The following is a 16260-nucleotide window of genomic DNA, read 5'->3' as shown; positions in this document are numbered from 1 at the left end:
GCCACCGGCGCGCAGCGACGCCTGCGCTCTTCGCGGTCACCAACGCCATCCCCGGCAGCACCGCGATCACCTGCGTGATCACCACCTACACCGGCTCGCTGCCCGCCACGGTGCAGATGTACGTGCCCACGGCGACCGGCACCCTCGGCTCGTACCTGGTCTTCCGCCTGCAGTACGGCACCGGAAGCAACACCGACTGCAGCGACTTCAGCGCCACCGGCACCCTCTACAGCAACAGCACCCTGGCCGCCTTCATAACCGCCCGCAACACCTGGGCGAACGGCATAGGCAGCTGGTCAGCGACCACAAACGCAACCCGAACCTGGAAGCTCGAGTGGATAGTCCAGAGCGACGACGCGGCGATAAACCAAACCACGTCCTTCACCGCCCGCTGGGAAGCCCAGGCGTAAAGATCAAAGCCTCTTTCGGTACGGGCAACGACCTCCCCAACCGCAACCCCACCCGACCGCCGACACCACGCGACCACCGCGCAACACCGGCGCGCGCAGCGACTCTCGCGCAACGAGACCCCAACAAACCCCGCTAAGCGTCGTTCGTGGCCGGATGGCGAGCTCAGGAAAGCTTGCTGACTGCCTCTAGGAGGCGGTCTACCTCGTCTTTGGTGTTGTAGTGGTAGAGGCTGGCTCGGACCGCGCCGCCGGTGGCCCGCAGGGCTGCCGCCTCGAAGTACTCGACCGCGTAATAGTCGCCGTGGGAGACACAAATGCCCTGCTCGCCCAGGAGGCGGGCGGTCTCGGCCGGAGCCTGGGTGGCCAGGCGGAAGGAGACCGTTGGGCAGCGGTTGGCGCCCGCCGGGCAGATCGTCACGCCGTTGATGGTGGCTAGGCCGGTCAGCAGCCGGTCCAGCAGCTGGTTCTCGTGCTCGGTGGCTGCGGCCAGGCCGGCCAGCAGCCGACTGCGCCGGGTGCCGACAGCGTCGGTCAAGGTGGCCAGGTGGTCTACCGCGGCGGTTATGCCGGCTAGCAGCTCGAAGCTCAGCGTTCCGTATTCGAAGCGGTCGGGGGCTCGGTCGGGGGACGGGATCAGCTTGGTGGGGTGCAGGGGCTCCCAGACGGCTGGGTCGGCGATTACGGCGGCGTAGTGCGGGCCGGACCACTTGTAGGCGCTTGTCACGTAGAAGTCGGCGCCCAGCTCGCGCACGTCGGTCGGGCGGTGTGCGGTGGCGTGCACTCCGTCTACGTACACCAGAGCGCCTGCTGAGTGCGCCAGGTCGGCGATCTGCCGGACCGCCGGCATGGTCCCGATGGCGTTACTGGCCGCTGTTATCGCTACCAGGCGGGTGCGCGGGCCGATCAGATCGCGGTACTGCGCCACCGGCAGCTCGCCGGTGGCCAGGTCGACCTCGGCCCACCGGACGGTCGCGCCGGTCTGCACCCACGGGCGGACGTTGGCGTCGTGATCCAGCCGGGACACCACCACCTCGTCGTCCGGGCCCCAGCCCGCCGCCAGTGTGCGGGCCACCAGGTAGGTCAGCGCGGTGGCGCTCGGGCCGAACACCACCCCGGCCGGGTCGCCACCCACCAGGTCGGCGACCGCGGCGCGGGCCGCCTCGACGATCTCGCCGGACCGGCGGGCCGGCTCGTGCGCGGTGCCCCGGTTGGACACCGCGGTGCGCATCGCCCCGGCGATCGCGGCGATCACCGGCTCGGCCGGCTGGGTGCCGCCGGCCCCGTCGAAGTGCACGAAGCCGTCGGCGAGCGCGGGATAGCCGGCCCGGACCCGGGCGATATCGAAGGTCATGGTCCGAGCCTAAGGCAGGTCGGTGCGGGTCACGATCAGCTCCGCGCCGACCTCGGCCGGGTCGGAGTCCGGGTGGACGAGTTCGGCGCGGACCTCGTGCGGGGTCAGGTCGCCGCTCCGGATCTCTTCGGCGAAGTGGCAGGCCACCCGCTGCCCGGAGTCGTCGAAGACCCGCAGTTCCGGCCGTTCCTCGGCGCAGCGGGCCTGCGACCAGGGGCAGCGGGTGCGGAACCGGCATCCGCTCGGCGGATTCGCCGGCGACGGCAGATCGCCGACCAGCAGGATCCGCTCGCGCCGGTCCTCCACCCGCGGGTCGGGGATGGGCACGGCCGAGAGCAGAGCCCGGGTGTACGGGTGCAGCGGGCGCTCGTAGAGCTGGTCGCCGTCGGCCTCCTCGACCAGCGAACCGAGGTACATCACGCCGATGGTGTCGGAGATGTGCCGGACCACGGCCAGGTCGTGCGCGATGACCAGGTAGGTCAGGCCGAGCGACTCCTGCAGGTCGCCGAGCAGGTTGATCACCTGGGCCTGGATGGACACGTCGAGCGCGGACACCGGCTCGTCGGCCACGATCAGCTCGGGGCCGAGCACCAGGGCCCGGGCGATGCCGATGCGCTGGCGCTGCCCGCCGGAGAACTCGTGCGGGTACTTGTTCAGGGCCGACGCCGGCAACCCGACCGAGTCCAGCGTGGATCTCAGGCGCTTCTGCACGTCGGCCCGGCCGGTGTGCAGGCCGTGCGCACGCAAGCCCTCGACCAGCAGGGACTGCACCGACTGCCGGGGGTCCAGGCTGGACATCGGGTCCTGGAACACCATCTGGATGCGCCGGCGGAACAGTCGCATCTGCTCGCCCTTGAGCGCGCGGACATCGGTGCCGTCGAAGGTGATCTCGCCGCTGGTCGGCTCGATCAGGCGCAACAGGCCGCGGCCCAGCGTCGACTTGCCACACCCGGACTCGCCGACCAGGCCGTACGTCTCGCCCTTCTTGATCTCCAGGGAGACGCCGTCGACGGCGTAGACGTAGCCGACCGTACGGTCGAAGAGCAGTCCGCTCTTGATCGGGAAGTGGACCTTGAGGTCGTCGATCTTGACCAGTGCGCTCACACCCGCACTCCCTTCGGTACGGGGTTCGTGCATCGCAGCGCGCCACCGAGCAGGGGCACCGTCTCGCCGATGCAGTCGTCGATCACCCGGTCGCAGCGGGGCGCGAAGGCGCAGCCCTCCGACCAGGGGATGTTGTCGCTGACCGAGCCACGGATCTGGTGCAGCCGCCCGCCGCGGTCGGCATCAAGACGAGGAACCGACTGCAACAGCCCATCGGTGTACGGGTGTCGCGGTGCCGCGAACAGGTGGTGGCGGCCGGCCCGCTCGACCACCTTGCCGGCGTACAGCACGTTGACCGTGTCGCAGAGGCCGGCCACCACGCCCAGGTCGTGGGTGATCATGACCAGCGCCGTGCCGGAGTTGTCGACAAGTTCCTTGAGCAGGGTGAGGATCTGCGCCTGGATGGTCACGTCGAGGGCCGTGGTCGGCTCGTCGGCGATCAGCAGCCGCGGCTTGCAGGCCAGGGCGATGGCGATCAGCGCCCGCTGCCGCATGCCCCCGGAGAGCTGATGCGGAAACTCCTTCAGCCGCCGTGACGGGTCCGGGATGCCGACCGCGTCGAGCAGGCCCCGGGCCTCCCGCAGCGCCTCCCGCCGGGTGCGGCCCTGGTGGCGTTCCAGCACCTCGGCCACCTGCAGACCGAGCGGGATCACCGGGTTCAGCGAGGACAGCGGATCCTGGAAGATCATGCCGATGTCCCGGCCGCGCCGGTCCCGCAGCTCCGCCGGGCGCAGTTTCAGCAGGTCGGTGTCCTCGAAGCGGACCTCGCCGGTGACCGTGTTACCACGGCGGGGGAGCAGGCCCATGATCGCCAGGCTGGTCACCGACTTGCCGCAGCCGGACTCACCGACCAGGCCGACCGTTTGGCCGGGTTCCACCGTGAAGCTGACGCCGTCCACCGCCGCGACCGGCCGGGTGCCCCGCCGTTGGAAGACGACCGACAGGTCACGTACGTCGAGCAGGGGCATGACAAGTCACCGCCGGTTCTTCGGGTCGAGGGCCTCGCGGATGCTCTCCCCGAGCAGGGTGAAGCCGAGGGCGACGAGAATGATCGCCAGGGCCGGGAAGTAGGCCAGTTCCGGGCGGACCTCGAAATACCGAACCCCGTCCACCCCCAGCATCAGTCCCCACTCGGCCCGGTTGATGTCCGGGTCGCCGAGGCCCAGGAAGGACAGCGCGGCCGCGTCCAGGATCGCCACCGCGAAGGTCAGCGTGGCCTGCACGATGACCGCGGTCAGCGAGTTCGGCAGCATGTGCCGCAGCACGATGTCGTGCCGCTTCACGCCCAGCGCGCGGGCGGCCAGCACGTGATCGCTCTCCCGCTGCGCCAGCATCGAGCCGCGGAGCAGCCGGGCGAAGATCGGCACGTTCACCACCGCGACCGCGATGATCACCGTCCACTGGGTGGATTGGCTGGCCAGGGCGACCAGCGTGATCGCCAGTAGCAGGCTGGGCAGGGCCAGCATGACGTCGGTGAGTCGCATGATTATCGCGTCCACTCGGCCGCCGAGCGCGCCGGCGATAGCGCCCAGCAGCACGCCCAGCAGCAGGCCGATGAGGGTGGCGAGGACGCCGACAAACAGCGTCTGCCGGGCGCCGTAGATCATCCGGGAGGCGAAGTCCCGGCCCAGCGGGTCGCTGCCCAGCGGATGCCCGGCGGTGGGGCCCGGGATGTGGTCGACGGTCAGGTCCCGGGTCAGTTCGGGAAACCGCTGTACCGGGTCGTGCGGCGCCACCAGCGGCGCGAAGATCGCGATGATCAGGAACAGCAGGATGAGCACGCCACCGACGATCGCGGTGGGGTTGCGCAGCAACCGGCGGCCGGCGTCGCGGAACAGGCTGACCCCGCCGGCCTCGGAGGTACGCGCGATCAGCTCCTCGATCCGCCGGCGCTTGTTCTCGGCGAGCGTCGCCATTCCGCTCACTTGACACGCACCCTCGGGTCGATGAACGCGTACGAGAGGTCGACCGCCAGGTTGACCACGATGAACACGATCGCGGCGAGCAGGATCAAGGCCTGGAGTACGGGGTAGTCGCGGCCGCCGCTGATCGAGTCGGTGATCAGCGTGCCGAGGCCGCCCCAGTTGTAGACCTTCTCGGTCAGCACCGCGCCGGCCAGCAGCGCGCCGGTCTGCAGGCCGATGGTGGTGACCACCGGCAGCAGGGCGTTGCGCAGCACGTGCCGCTTGCGGACGGTGGCGTGGCGCAGGCCCTTGGCGTCCGCGGTGCGGATGTAGTCCTCGTCCAGCACGTCCAGCACGCTGGCCCGGGTGATCCGAATGATGATCGCCAGGGGGATCGTCGCCAGGGTGAACGCGGGCAGCACCAGATGCCAGAGGGCGTCGGCGGAGGCGTCGAGTTCCCGGGTCAGCAGCCCGTCCAGCACGAAGAACCCGGTCACGTCGGTGTTCCCGAGGCCGGTGCTGATCCGGCCGGACGGCGGGAACAGGTGGATGTCCTGGGTCAGCCAGTCCTTGAGCAGGTAGCCGAGAAAGAAGATCGGGATGGAGATGCCGACCAGGGTGACGATGATTGTCGCGTTGTCGAGCAGCCGGCCGCGGTGTTTGGCGGCCAGGTATCCCAGCGGGATGCCCAGCCCGATGGCGATGATGATCGCCGCGATGGCCAGCTCGATGGTGGCCGGAAAGGCTCGGCCGATCACCTCGGTCACCGGCTCGCCGGTGCGGATGGAGTTGCCGAAGTTGCCGGTCACCACGTTCTTGAGGAAGCGGCCGTACTGGACCCAGATCGGCTGGTCGTAGCCGAGGGCCCGGGTCAGCAACTCCCGGGTCTGCGGGGTCGCCCGCTCGCCCAGCAGCGCGTCGACCGGTCCGCCGGGCAGGCTGCGCAACCAGAAGAAGACCAGGGTCATCAGGGCGACCACGGTGGCGACGAGCTGGATCAGCCGTCGCGAGATCACTCGCACCATATGAGGTCCTTCAATGAGCGGACCGGCCCGGACCACGAGGGCCCGGGCCGGCACGGACCTACTTGGTGAGCGAGACCGTGTTGAACTGCTCGGCGGTGAGCGGGCTGGCCACCAGGCCCACGACGTTCTTGGTGGTCACCACGGCCGGCGGGGCGTGCCAGATCGGCACGGCCGGCAGCCACTTGCTGGCGAGGTCGCGGTTGACCTGCTCGAACGCGGCCTTCTTGGCGGTCTGGTCGACGGTCGCGTCGGCCTTGCCGATGGCGTCGAACATGTCGGTCATCGCCTGGTCGCCGAACTCGACCTTGCCCCGGCCGAAGAACGTGCCGACGAAGTTGCCCGGGTCGTTGTAGTCGCCGGTCCAGCCGAGCATGTGCAGGTCCTGCTTGCCGAACTGCTGCACGTCGTCCTTGAAGCCGCCGTTCCACGGACGCGGCACGCCGTTGACCTTGATGCCGGCCGCCTGCAGGTCGTTCGCCAGGACCGTGAAGATCTCCTGCGGGTTCGGCATGTACGGCCGGGACACCTCGGTCGGGTAGTAGAAGTTCAGCGTCAGGCCGGTCGCGCCGGCGTCGGCCAGCAGCTGCTTGGCCTTGGCCACGTCGTACTCGTACTTCTGCACGTCCGGGGCGTAGCCGAGGACGGTGTTGGGCAGGAACTCGTCGGCCACCGCCGAGCCACCCGGGCCCTTGGTCTGCACCAGCTGGGCGCGGTTGAGGGCGTACGCGATTGCTTGGCGTACCCGCAGGTCCTTGAGTTTGGGGTTGTTCTTCTGGTTGATGCCCAGGTAGAGGATGTTGAAGGCGGGCCGGTCGAGCACCTTGTAGCCCTCGGCGGCGAGGGCCTTGCGGTCGGCCGGCGCCGGGAAGTCGATCGCCTGGACCGTGCCCGCACGCAGCTCCTGCTTCCGGGTGTTCTCGTCCTTGATCACCTTGATGATCATCTTGTCGACCTTGGCCTTGTCGCCCCAGTAGTCGGCGTTGCGGTTCAGGGTGATCTCGCCGGTGGCCTTGTTCCAGCCGCCGAACGTGAACGCGCCGGTGCCGGTCGGGTGCTCGTTGGCGAACGCGCTGTACGAGAACGAGTCGCCGTTCTGGGTGACGGTGTCACCGTCGTACTGCTTCAGCGCGGCCGGGCTGGCGATGGAGAACGCGGTGAGCGCGAACGCGCCCGGGAAGGCGCCCTTGTATTTCTTCAGCGTCAGGACCGCGGTCGAGGCGTCGGAGGCCTTGCAGTTGTCGTAGAGGGCGTCCGGGCTGCCGGCGAACCCACCGAAGATGTCGGTGTAGTAGATCATCTGGGACTGGGCGGCCTCGCCCTTCATGTTGAACCAGCGGTCGAAGTTCGCGCAGACCGCGGTGGCGTCCAGCGCGGTGCCGTCGTGAAACTTGACCCCCGAGCGCAGCTTGAACGTCCAGATCTTGCCGGTCGGGTCGTTCTCCCAGCTCTCGGCCAGGCCGCCGGTCAGGTCAGCGGTGCCGGGCTTGTGGGTGACGAGGGTGTCGTACAGCTGCCGGATCGGCCGGAAGGACTCGCCGTCATCGTTGAAGATCGGGTCGAAGTTCTTCGGGTCGCCGGCGCCCGCGAAGATGAAGGTGCCGCCGGAGGCCTTGTTGTCGTCGGTGCCGCTGTCGCGATCGCTCTTCGCGCAGCCGGCCGCGCCGATGGTCAGTGCTGCGATGACGCCGGCGGCGATGACCGCCCGGCGTCTTCCCGCCTGCATTTCTGATGCACGCATCGTGTTCACCCCGTCCTGTGGGTACGGACATGCCCGGTGCCGCGACACTATCCATTCAGGACGGAGACGTGGGGTTGTCGATATCGATTCGTGTCATTGTCGACTGCGCAGCGGCACCTTCGCCCAGTCGGTGTCCGAGGCCAGGTAGAAGCTCGGGTAGGACGGCTGGTTGTAGGTCGTCTGCTGGCGGGCCACCTCGACCCGGTACTGCGGGTCGTGCATCAGCGTGTAGAGCTTGTGGGTGGTCAGGTCGGTGCTCAGGTAGATGCGGATCGCGGAGCTGTCCGCCGTACGCAGCAGGAGTTCCTCCCGCCAGTCGCCGAAGATGTCGGCGATCAGCGAAGCGGTGCCCTTGGTGCCGTTGTTGGCCAGCGTGCCGGTCGCGGTCAGCACCGGGCCGCGCTTCCAGTCGTCGATCGTCGGGGTGACGTCGATGGCGCCGTTGAGGATCTGGGTGGTTCCGTCGCCGGCCCAGCGGATGCTCTGGTTGGTGCCGGGGATGGCGGTGGTCAGCACCTCGCCGGTGGCCTTGTGCAGGCCGAGAGCGTCGGAGCCGCCGGGCAGGCTGGCCCAGTTCTCGATGCCGGGCACCTCGGGCAGTACGTCGCCGATCATCGCGCGGCCGGTGTCGCGGCCCGAGTAGGCGCCGAACAGCACCTCGCCGGTGGCGGCGTCACGCATCGCCATCCCGTACGGGGCGAAGGTCGCGCCCTCGTGCGCGGTGAAGATCTCCAGCCCGGGCCGGTTCGGGTCGATGTCGGTGACGTGCATGGCGTCGCCGTGGCCGAGCCGCACGTATTCGCCCGGTGCGGCGCTGCCCGCGGGCAGGGTGTCGTACGACGAGTAGAGCAGGGAGCCGTCGTTGTCGATGGTCGCGCTGCCGTACACGATCTCCTGTTTTCCGTCACCGTCCACATCGGCCACGCTGAGCGAGTGGTCGCCCTGGGTGGTGATGGTGGCGAATTCCGGATTCGTTCCGTCCCGGCCGTGCGGCGAGTCGTTGAACGGGTTCGTCATCGGCACCCAGCCCGAGTCGACGTACCAGTTCTCGGTGAGGCGGTGACCGTTCCAGCCGTACGCGATGATTGTCGTTCTGGTGTAGTAACCGCGGGCGAAAATGGCGGACGGGTGTTTGCCGTCCAGATAGGCCACGCCGGACAGGAAACGGTCGACCCGGTTGCCCGGCTCGATCCGGGCCATCGCGTAATCGCCCCACATCAGGCCGTCGTCGGTGCGGCCCGGCTTGTAGCGCACGGTTTGCAGTTCCCGGCCGGTGGCGCCTTCGAACACCGTCAGGTATTCCGGGCCGTCCACGATGAAACCGGCGAAATTGCGCAGGGCGTTGCGAGTGCTGCGGGCCGGGGCGTAGACGTCCATGAAGTAGTCGGTCAGCGCTTTCGCGTCGCCGAATCCGGGCGCCAGGCCCAGCGCCTCCTCGACCGTCGCCGGCCAGTGCCCGGCCACCACCTCGGGGTGTGTGCTCCAGCCCTCGAACATCCGCACCACGTGCTCGTAGTAGCCGGCGGCGCTCAGCCGATAGTCGTCGGTGTCGCGGTAGCCGGCCTTGCGGTCCGCCGCCGGCATGGTGATGTATTTCGACGACGCCACCGAGCCGTCCGGCCGGTAACGGGTGATCTTCGTGCCCGGGGCGGTCTTGAACATCATCTCCGAGCGGCCGTCGCCGTCGAAGTCGTAGACCAGGAACTGGGTGTAATGCGCGCCGGCTCGGATGTTCACGCCCAGGTCGATCCGGTAGAGCTGGGTGCCGTCCAACTCGTACGCGTCGATGTAGACGTTTCCGGTGTAACCGACCTGGGAGACGTCCTTGGAGTTGGACGGGTCCCATTTGACGATGTATTCATATTGGCCGTCGCCGTCCACGTCGCCGACGCTCATGTCATTGGCCGAGTAGGTGTAGGTTGCGCCGTCGGCCGGCTTGTTCAGCGGCAAGTCGTAATGATTGCTCGACCACGGGGTGGCGGTCGCACTGCGGCCGCCACCGACCGGTGTGACCCGGTACGTCGACGCCGCGGTGCCGGCCGGGTCCAGGTAGTTGGTGCTGTCGGTGACCGTGGCGATCCGCCGGCCGTCCCGGTAGACGTGGAAGTTGACCCCGGTCAGCCCGGTCGCCGAGTGGCCGGTCGCCTCCGGCCCGAGCAGCCGCCAGCTGAGGAAGACGCCCTCGGCGGTGGCCGCCGCGACCAGGCCGCGGTCGAGGCGTTCCAGTTCGATGCCGCCCCGGCCGCCGGCCTGGGCGGGGGCCTGTGAACCGGCCAGAATCAGGGCGGCCACGAGGGCAATTCGACGAAGCCTCATCCAGCTCTCCCAGGGCGGAGGTAAGCGCTTTCCAGGGAGTGTCCATCGATCGTTATCTTTGGTCAACCTTTGTCGATCTTCGTCCCGAACCCCGCAATATCCTCATAAGGTCGTCTTCATGGGTCTTGTGTGGCGGTCGGGTCTGGGGATGGTTCTGTCGGGTGTGCTGGCCTTCGCGGGCACGCCAATGGCGGCCGAGGCGGCCACCTCGCTGGTCTCGGCGAGGCCGGATCCCACGGTCGGATTCGACGGGCTGGTGTACGCCAGCACCAACGTGGGCGGCACGATCTACCTGGGCGGCAGCTTCACCCACGCGGTCGTCGACGGGAAGTCGGTGCCCCGCAAGCGGCTCGCCGCGGTGGACTCGCGCACCGGCAAGCTGCTGCCCTGGGCCCCGCTCGCCGACGGCACCGTGATGGCGCTGGCCGCCAGCGGGTCCTCGGTCTACGCGACCGGCAAATTCAGCACCGTGGGTGGTCAGCCCCGGGCCGGCCTGGCCGGCATCGACCTGCGCAGTGGCGCGGTGGGTCCGCTGCGGCACGCCGTCGGCGGCATCGGCCAGGCGCTGGCCGCCGCGGGCGGGCGGCTCTACCTGGGCGGCCGCATCCGGTCGGTGGACGGCCGGTCGGTCCGCAACCTGGCCGCGTTCCGGCTGTCCGACGGCGCCCTGGACAGTGGTTTCCGCGGTGGGGTGGACGGGCTGGTGCGGACGCTGAGCACGGCCGGGACCCGGCTGTACGTCGGTGGCAGCATCAAGGGCCACCTCTCCGCGCGGCGGCTCACCGACGGGCAGGTCGACCCGGGCTTCCGCCCGGCGACGCCGTACTCGGTGATGGCTCTGACCACCAACGGCGACCGGGTGTACGCCGCGCTGGCCGGCCCGGGCGGCCGGGTGGTCGCGTACCGGCCGGACGGGTCGATGGTGTGGAGCAGCGTCACCGACGGTGATGTGCAGGCGATCGCCTACCTGAACGGCGTCGTCTACGGCGGTGGGCACTTCACCGTGGCCTGCCCGCAGCGCTCGCGCACGGCGACCTCGTGGTGCGCGCCGCGGATGCGGAGTCAGCCCAAGCTGGGCGCCTGGGATTCGGCCAGCGGCACGCTGCTCGGCTGGAACCCCCGCAGCAACGGCCGCTGGGGGGTGCTCACCCTGAGCGTCAACCCGGTCACCCGGGCGATCACGGTCGGCGGCGAGTTCACCGCGTTCGGCGGAGCCGCCCGCCCCCGCTTCGCGCAGTTCCGCTCCTGACGGTCTCTACGCTGTGGGCATGAAGGTTCTGTCCATCCAGTCAGCCGTTGCGTACGGGCACGTCGGGAACTCCGCGGCGGTGTTCCCGCTGCAGCGGATCGGCGTCGAGGTCGTCCCGGTCCCCACCGTGAACTTCTCCAACCACACCGGCTACGGCGCCTGGCGGGGGCCGCTGATCCCGCCGTCGGACGTGGCCGAGATCCTGCTCGGGGTCGAGGAGCGCGGGGTGTTCGCGCAGATCGACGCGGTGCTGTCCGGATATCAGGGCGGGGTGGGCATCGGTGACGTGATCGTTGACGCCGTCCGCCGGGTCAAGGCCGCGAACCCGGCCGCGCTCTACGCGTGTGACCCGGTCATGGGCAACGCCAAGTCCGGCTGCTTCGTCGCGCCGGAGATCCCCGACCTGCTGCGGGACCGGGTCGTGCCGGTGGCCGACATCATCACGCCCAACCAGTTCGAGCTGGGCTACCTGACCGGCACCGAGCCGGCCGACATCGAGTCCACCCTGGCCTCGGCCGACCTGGCCCGGGCCGCCGGCCCGTCGACCGTGCTGGTCACCAGCGTGGAGCGGCCCGACCGGGACGAGGGCACGATCGAGATGCTCGCGGTGGACGAGGCCGGCGCCTGGCTGGTGACCACCCCGCACCTGCCGTTCAAGGCGAACGGCTCGGGTGACGTGACGGCCGCGTTGTTCACCGCCCACTACGTCGCGACCCGGAACGCGGCGGTGTCGCTGGAGCGTACGGCCTCCAGCATTTTCGACCTGATCGACACCACTTTCCGGTCCGGCGAACGCGAGCTCCAACTGGTGGAGGCGCAGGAGTTCTACGCGGCGCCGCGCATGCAGTTCCAGGCAAAGCAGGTGCGCTGAGGGGTTGACCTGAGGTGGGAGCGCTCCCAATATAGACATTCCTCGATTAATTGGAGGGATGCGGATGCTTCGCCTCAGGATCACCGCCGGGCTGGCCGCGCTCGCGCTCGCCTTCATCGGCGCGCTGGCCGCCGTGCCGGGCACCGTCCACGCCGACGAGAACCCGGTGCGGCTCACGCTGCCGACGGGGGAGCGCCTCTTCCTCGATAAAGAGGGCGGTGCCGTGGAGGCCGCCGCGACCACCACCGCCGACCCGGTGCGGATCCGCAGCATGGCGGTCGGCGAACACCTCTACGTCGTACCGGACGAAGCCATGCCATTCGTCGGCCGCGAGCTGGATCTCGCGCTGTTCGACGTGCTCGCGCCGCCGCCCGCACTCCGGGTGGAGTGGGCGCCCGGCGCGACCCCGCACGACATCCCGGGCCTCGACGTGCCGACCGGCCGGATCGACGACCCGGCCGCCTTCGGCGCCGGCCTCGCCCACGGTGCGCTCGCGGGCGTCAAGAAGCTGGGCGCCCCCGCCGACGAGCCCACCGCCGCCCCGCAATACCCGGTGGCCACGCTGACCGTGAAGGGCCTCGACAAGCTGGGCGCCCCCGCGTTCAGCGGCGGCGTAGCGGCCACCAACGTCGAGGACGTCCAGCGTTTCAGCAGCCTGCAGCCGTTCCGCGACGGGCAGGTGTCGTTCAGCGTCCCGGTTGGGCACTACTCGATCGAGGTCAACATCACCACCTACGACGCGGACGGCGTCTATCGAGGCGACGCCCTCCTCTTCTTCCCCGAGCTGGCGGTGACCGGCACCGAGCTGACGGTAACCGCGGACGCCGCCACCGCGACGACGGTCGTACCGGTGCCGGCCACACCCAACCCGTCCGGGCTGGAGCAGATGCAGGCCACCTACTCACGGCAATCGGCGGCCGGCTCCGACTCGACCACCGCGGTGATGATGATCGGCGGCTCCCCGTCGCTGTCGGTAACGCCCACCGACCCGGTCTCCCTGGGCGCGGTGCGCTGGTACACCTACTTCCGGCTGACCTCCCCGGCCACCGCCCCCGACCCGTACCTCTATGACCTGGTCTTCCCGACCGAGGGCGAGGTGCCGGCCGACTTCGCCGAGAAGGTCCCGGCCGCCGGCCTGGCGACGCTGGACGCGACCTACGCGGCCGAGGGCGACACCTCGCGGATCAGCACCTACCGCACCTCGTTCCAGCCCTGGGAGCAGTTCCCGATCCGCTTCGCCAGCACGGCGGTGGCGCCGCTGCGCCGCACCGAGTACGTCTCAGCGCTCCCCGGCGTCGGCTGGGTCGGCTCGGCCGTAGCGCAACCGGACGACTTCAACGGCAGCGCGCAGTCCGCCCTGGTCGCCTATCGACCCGGGCAGCGCACGACCGACCGTTACTTCGCGGCGCCAGCCGTGCCCGGCGTCGACCTGACCACCCTGCGCCCCCTGCCGTGCCCCGCCTGCCGCCAGGCCAACCAGCTGCAACTCGACCTAAGACCGAGGATGGATGCCGGCGGCCACGCGATCCGCATGGTTTCCAGCGAAACCACCAAGGTCAACATCCAGACCCGGGTGTACGCCGATAGCGCCCTGATCGCCGAAGGCACCGACCCGGTCGGCAGCATCGCCATCCCCGCCGCCGCGACCCAGCTGAGGCTGGAGCTGGACACCGCAGCGTCGGCATCGTGGTCGAGCACCGCCGACCGGGTGCACACCGCCTGGAGCTGGCACACCGCATCGCCAACGGCTTCGCTGCCGACCGGCCGAACCTGCGACGCCCCCTGCGCGTTCCTGCCGCTGCTGTTCGCCGAATACGGCATCGCGGCGGACACCACCAACGCGATCCGAGCGGGCGTGGACACGCCGCTGTCGGTGACGCTACGGCGTCAGTCCTACGACCCAACGCCGATCTCCGAACACCTCACGCTGGACGTCTCCACCGACGACGGCACCACCTGGACACCGGTGACCGCCGCAGCAGCTGGCAGCGGCCGATTCACGGCAACCGTGCCACCCGCCCCCGCCGGTTACCTCTCCCTGCGCATTCACGCCACCGACCCGGCCGGCGCAACGCTCGACCAGACCGTCATCCGCGCCGTGCGCGTGGCCGGCTGACCCCGAAGGGAAGACAGATGCGTATCCGCACCCCACTGCTCGCCCTCGGCGCCGCCACTGCCGCCGCCATGCTGACCTGGGCAACCACCCTGACCGCAACGGCCGCTGCCGCCGGGCCGTCATCCGCGGCGGACGCTGTCGAGCCGCCATCCACGACGGCTGCCGCCGAATCGCCAACCGCGACGTCCTTTGTGGTGCGGGACGCGTGTCCCCGCGTCGCGCCGCCCAAGGCCACCTGCTTCGCCAAGGTGGTGGTGAGCGGCGGCCCGGTCGGCACCCTCGCCGCGCCGGCCGGGCTCGCGCCGGCCGACCTGGTCTCGGCCTACAACATCTCGGCCGGCGGCACCGGCCGGACCGTCGCCATCGTGGACGCCTTCACGAACCCCAACCTCGAGGCCGACCTGGCCGTCTACCGCAGCACCTACGGACTGCCGGCCTGCACCGTGGCCAGCGGTTGCCTGCGCATCGTCAACCAGGACGGCGCCACAAGTCCGCTGCCCGCCCCCGACCCGGGCTGGGCGCTGGAGCAGTCGCTGGACGTGGACATGGTCTCGGCCGTCTGCCCCGCCTGCAAGATCCTACTGGTGCAGGCCACCTCCAACGGCTTCGACGACCTGGGCGCGGCGGTGGACACGGCCGTGGCGCTGGGCGCGGACACCGTCTCCAACAGCTACGGCACCGGCGTCGAGTTCCCCGGGCAGACCGAGTTCGAGTCGCACTACATCCACCCCGGACACCCGATCGTGGTCAGCGCCGGCGACATCGGTTACTCGGTCTCCTTCCCGGCCGCATCCGGGCACGTAACCTCGGTAGGCGGCACCACCCTGACCAAGAACGCCGCCGGCACGTGGTCGGAGTCGGTGTGGTCGCTGACCGGCTCGGGTTGCTCGGCCTACATGCCAAAGCCGTCCTGGCAGACCGACCCGAACTGCCCGATGCGCATGCTCAACGACGTGGCCGCGGTGGCCGACCCGGCCACGGGCGTGGCCGTCTACAACTCATACCCGGTAGCGGCCTGGCAGATAGTAGGCGGCACCAGCGCCTCAGCCCCGATAATCGCGGCCCTGTACGCCATGACCGGCGCCTCAAGCCGAATCAACGACGGCTCGGTGCCGTGGTTGAGGCACAGCGCCACCGCCTTCCGAGACGTGACGACGGGCAGCAACGTCCCCGGCCCAAACTCCGCCACCTGCGGCGGCGACTACCTGTGCACCGGCACAACCGGCTATGACGGCCCAACCGGCTGGGGCACCCCAACCGGCCTGACCGGCCTGACCCCACCCTGACCGCTCAGCATCCCAGGACCCGAAACAGCCCGAACCATCCTGGCGAGGCCCTCATGACGAACAGGTCTCGCATCCGGATGTCGACCAACGCCCGGTCCATCGCGTCAACCCCGGACAGCTTTCCGGTTCAAGACCAAGCTTTTCCGATACGGGCGGCGACCTCCACAACCGCAACCGCACCCGACCGCCCACACCGCGCGGCCGGCGTGCAACACCGGCCCGCGAAGCGACTCTCGCGCATCCAGACCCCTCACCCCCAACCCCGCCGGGCCCTCACCCCACCCCCGCCGGGCCCTCACTCCAACCCCGGGCCTCCACTCCAACCCCGGGCCCTCACTCCAACCCCGGGCCTCCACTCCAACCCCGGGCCTCCACTCCAACCCCGGGCTTTCACTCCAACCCCGCTGGGCTTTCACTCCAACCCCGCTGGGCTTTCACTCCAACCCCGCCGGGCCTCCACTCCAACCCCGCCGGGCTCTCACCCCAACCCCGCCGGGCTCGCTGCTCAGCCGGCCAACACGCGTAGCTGCCTACCCCGGCGGCGAAGGGCGTTTTGGAAGTTATGCGGCTTCTCCTGCAGCTCCCGCGCCGGAAAATCGCAGATCTTGGAACGGTAAATCACTGAGCGGGGTGCCAATTCGACAAGTTCGCCGCAGGCCGCCCTATCGCTGCCGGATATAGACGGCATATCGGGGTGCCGCGGCCACGATGTGGAGGCTTCGTCCGCAAGGCGGGATCGTATGCCCGCAATATGGGAGGCCCGGCCGCTGGCTCGTCGACCCGCCGGTCCGGCCGCTGGCCAGCCGACCCGCTGGCCCGGCCGCTGGCCCGCTGGCCCGCCGGCCCGGCCGCTGGCCCGCCGGCCCGGCCGCTGGCCCGCCGGCCCGGCC

Annotated in this window: 12 protein-coding genes; 5 read left to right on the top strand and 7 right to left on the bottom strand. The window is 69.9% G+C overall.

The window, feature by feature from the left end; all coding sequences use genetic code 11:
• Nucleotides 1-74 precede the first annotated feature (74 nt).
• Entirely contained in the window at nucleotides 75-410 is a 336-nt protein-coding gene (locus tag Ate02nite_RS28625; RefSeq protein ID WP_203810935.1) for a hypothetical protein, read from the top strand.
• A gap of 163 nt (nucleotides 411-573) precedes the next feature.
• Here the strand turns inward: Ate02nite_RS28625 and Ate02nite_RS28620 are convergent, their stop codons facing one another.
• From Ate02nite_RS28620 to Ate02nite_RS49530, 7 genes are all read right to left on the bottom strand, one after another.
• Nucleotides 574-1761 carry a cysteine desulfurase-like protein gene (locus Ate02nite_RS28620; RefSeq protein WP_203810934.1) on the bottom strand — a complete coding sequence of 396 codons (1188 nt, stop codon included), beginning with the start codon at nucleotides 1759-1761 and terminating at the stop codon, nucleotides 574-576.
• Between the two features lie 9 nt (nucleotides 1762-1770).
• On the bottom strand, nucleotides 1771-2865 hold the full coding sequence (locus Ate02nite_RS28615) for an ABC transporter ATP-binding protein (RefSeq protein WP_239147770.1): 1095 nt from the start codon (nucleotides 2863-2865) through the stop codon (nucleotides 1771-1773).
• Nucleotides 2862-3833, bottom strand: a complete 972-nt coding sequence (locus tag Ate02nite_RS28610; RefSeq protein WP_203810932.1) for an ABC transporter ATP-binding protein — start codon at nucleotides 3831-3833, stop codon at nucleotides 2862-2864. Before Ate02nite_RS28610 ends, Ate02nite_RS28615 begins: the two co-directional genes overlap by 4 nt.
• Before the next feature lie 6 nt (nucleotides 3834-3839).
• Nucleotides 3840-4781 (bottom strand): ABC transporter permease, encoded by a 942-nt coding sequence (locus Ate02nite_RS28605; RefSeq protein WP_203811118.1) that lies wholly within the window; start codon nucleotides 4779-4781, stop codon nucleotides 3840-3842.
• A gap of 5 nt (nucleotides 4782-4786) precedes the next feature.
• On the bottom strand, nucleotides 4787-5794 hold the full coding sequence (locus tag Ate02nite_RS28600; RefSeq protein WP_203810931.1) for an ABC transporter permease: 1008 nt from the start codon (nucleotides 5792-5794) through the stop codon (nucleotides 4787-4789).
• Nucleotides 5795-5852: 58 nt separating this feature from the next.
• Nucleotides 5853-7532 carry an ABC transporter substrate-binding protein gene (locus Ate02nite_RS28595; protein ID WP_239147769.1) on the bottom strand — a complete coding sequence of 560 codons (1680 nt, stop codon included), beginning with the start codon at nucleotides 7530-7532 and terminating at the stop codon, nucleotides 5853-5855.
• Nucleotides 7533-7625: 93 nt separating this feature from the next.
• The gene (locus tag Ate02nite_RS49530) at nucleotides 7626-9848 is read right to left on the bottom strand and encodes a rhamnogalacturonan lyase (protein ID WP_203810930.1); all 2223 of its coding nucleotides are present in this window, start codon (nucleotides 9846-9848) and stop codon (nucleotides 7626-7628) included.
• A gap of 118 nt (nucleotides 9849-9966) precedes the next feature.
• On the opposite strand from Ate02nite_RS49530, the gene Ate02nite_RS28585 reads away from it, so the two are divergent.
• The 4 genes from Ate02nite_RS28585 (at nucleotide 9967) to Ate02nite_RS28570 (ending at nucleotide 15370) form a co-directional block, all read left to right on the top strand.
• Nucleotides 9967-11097, top strand: a complete 1131-nt coding sequence (locus Ate02nite_RS28585) for a hypothetical protein (RefSeq protein WP_203810929.1) — start codon at nucleotides 9967-9969, stop codon at nucleotides 11095-11097.
• A 19-nt stretch (nucleotides 11098-11116) separates the two neighbouring features.
• Nucleotides 11117-11968: a pyridoxal kinase PdxY gene (gene pdxY, locus Ate02nite_RS28580; RefSeq protein WP_203810928.1), complete on the top strand. Its 852-nt coding sequence runs from the start codon at nucleotides 11117-11119 to the stop codon at nucleotides 11966-11968.
• A gap of 64 nt (nucleotides 11969-12032) precedes the next feature.
• Nucleotides 12033-14084 (top strand): hypothetical protein, encoded by a 2052-nt coding sequence (locus Ate02nite_RS28575; protein ID WP_203810927.1) that lies wholly within the window; start codon nucleotides 12033-12035, stop codon nucleotides 14082-14084.
• A gap of 17 nt (nucleotides 14085-14101) precedes the next feature.
• Entirely contained in the window at nucleotides 14102-15370 is a 1269-nt protein-coding gene (locus Ate02nite_RS28570) for a S53 family peptidase (protein ID WP_203810926.1), read from the top strand.
• Nucleotides 15371-16260 lie beyond the last annotated feature (890 nt).

The organism is Paractinoplanes tereljensis (assembly GCF_016862435.1).
GTDB lineage: Bacteria > Actinomycetota > Actinomycetes > Mycobacteriales > Micromonosporaceae > Actinoplanes > Actinoplanes tereljensis.
This window is presented reverse-complemented; position numbering and strand designations above follow the sequence as displayed.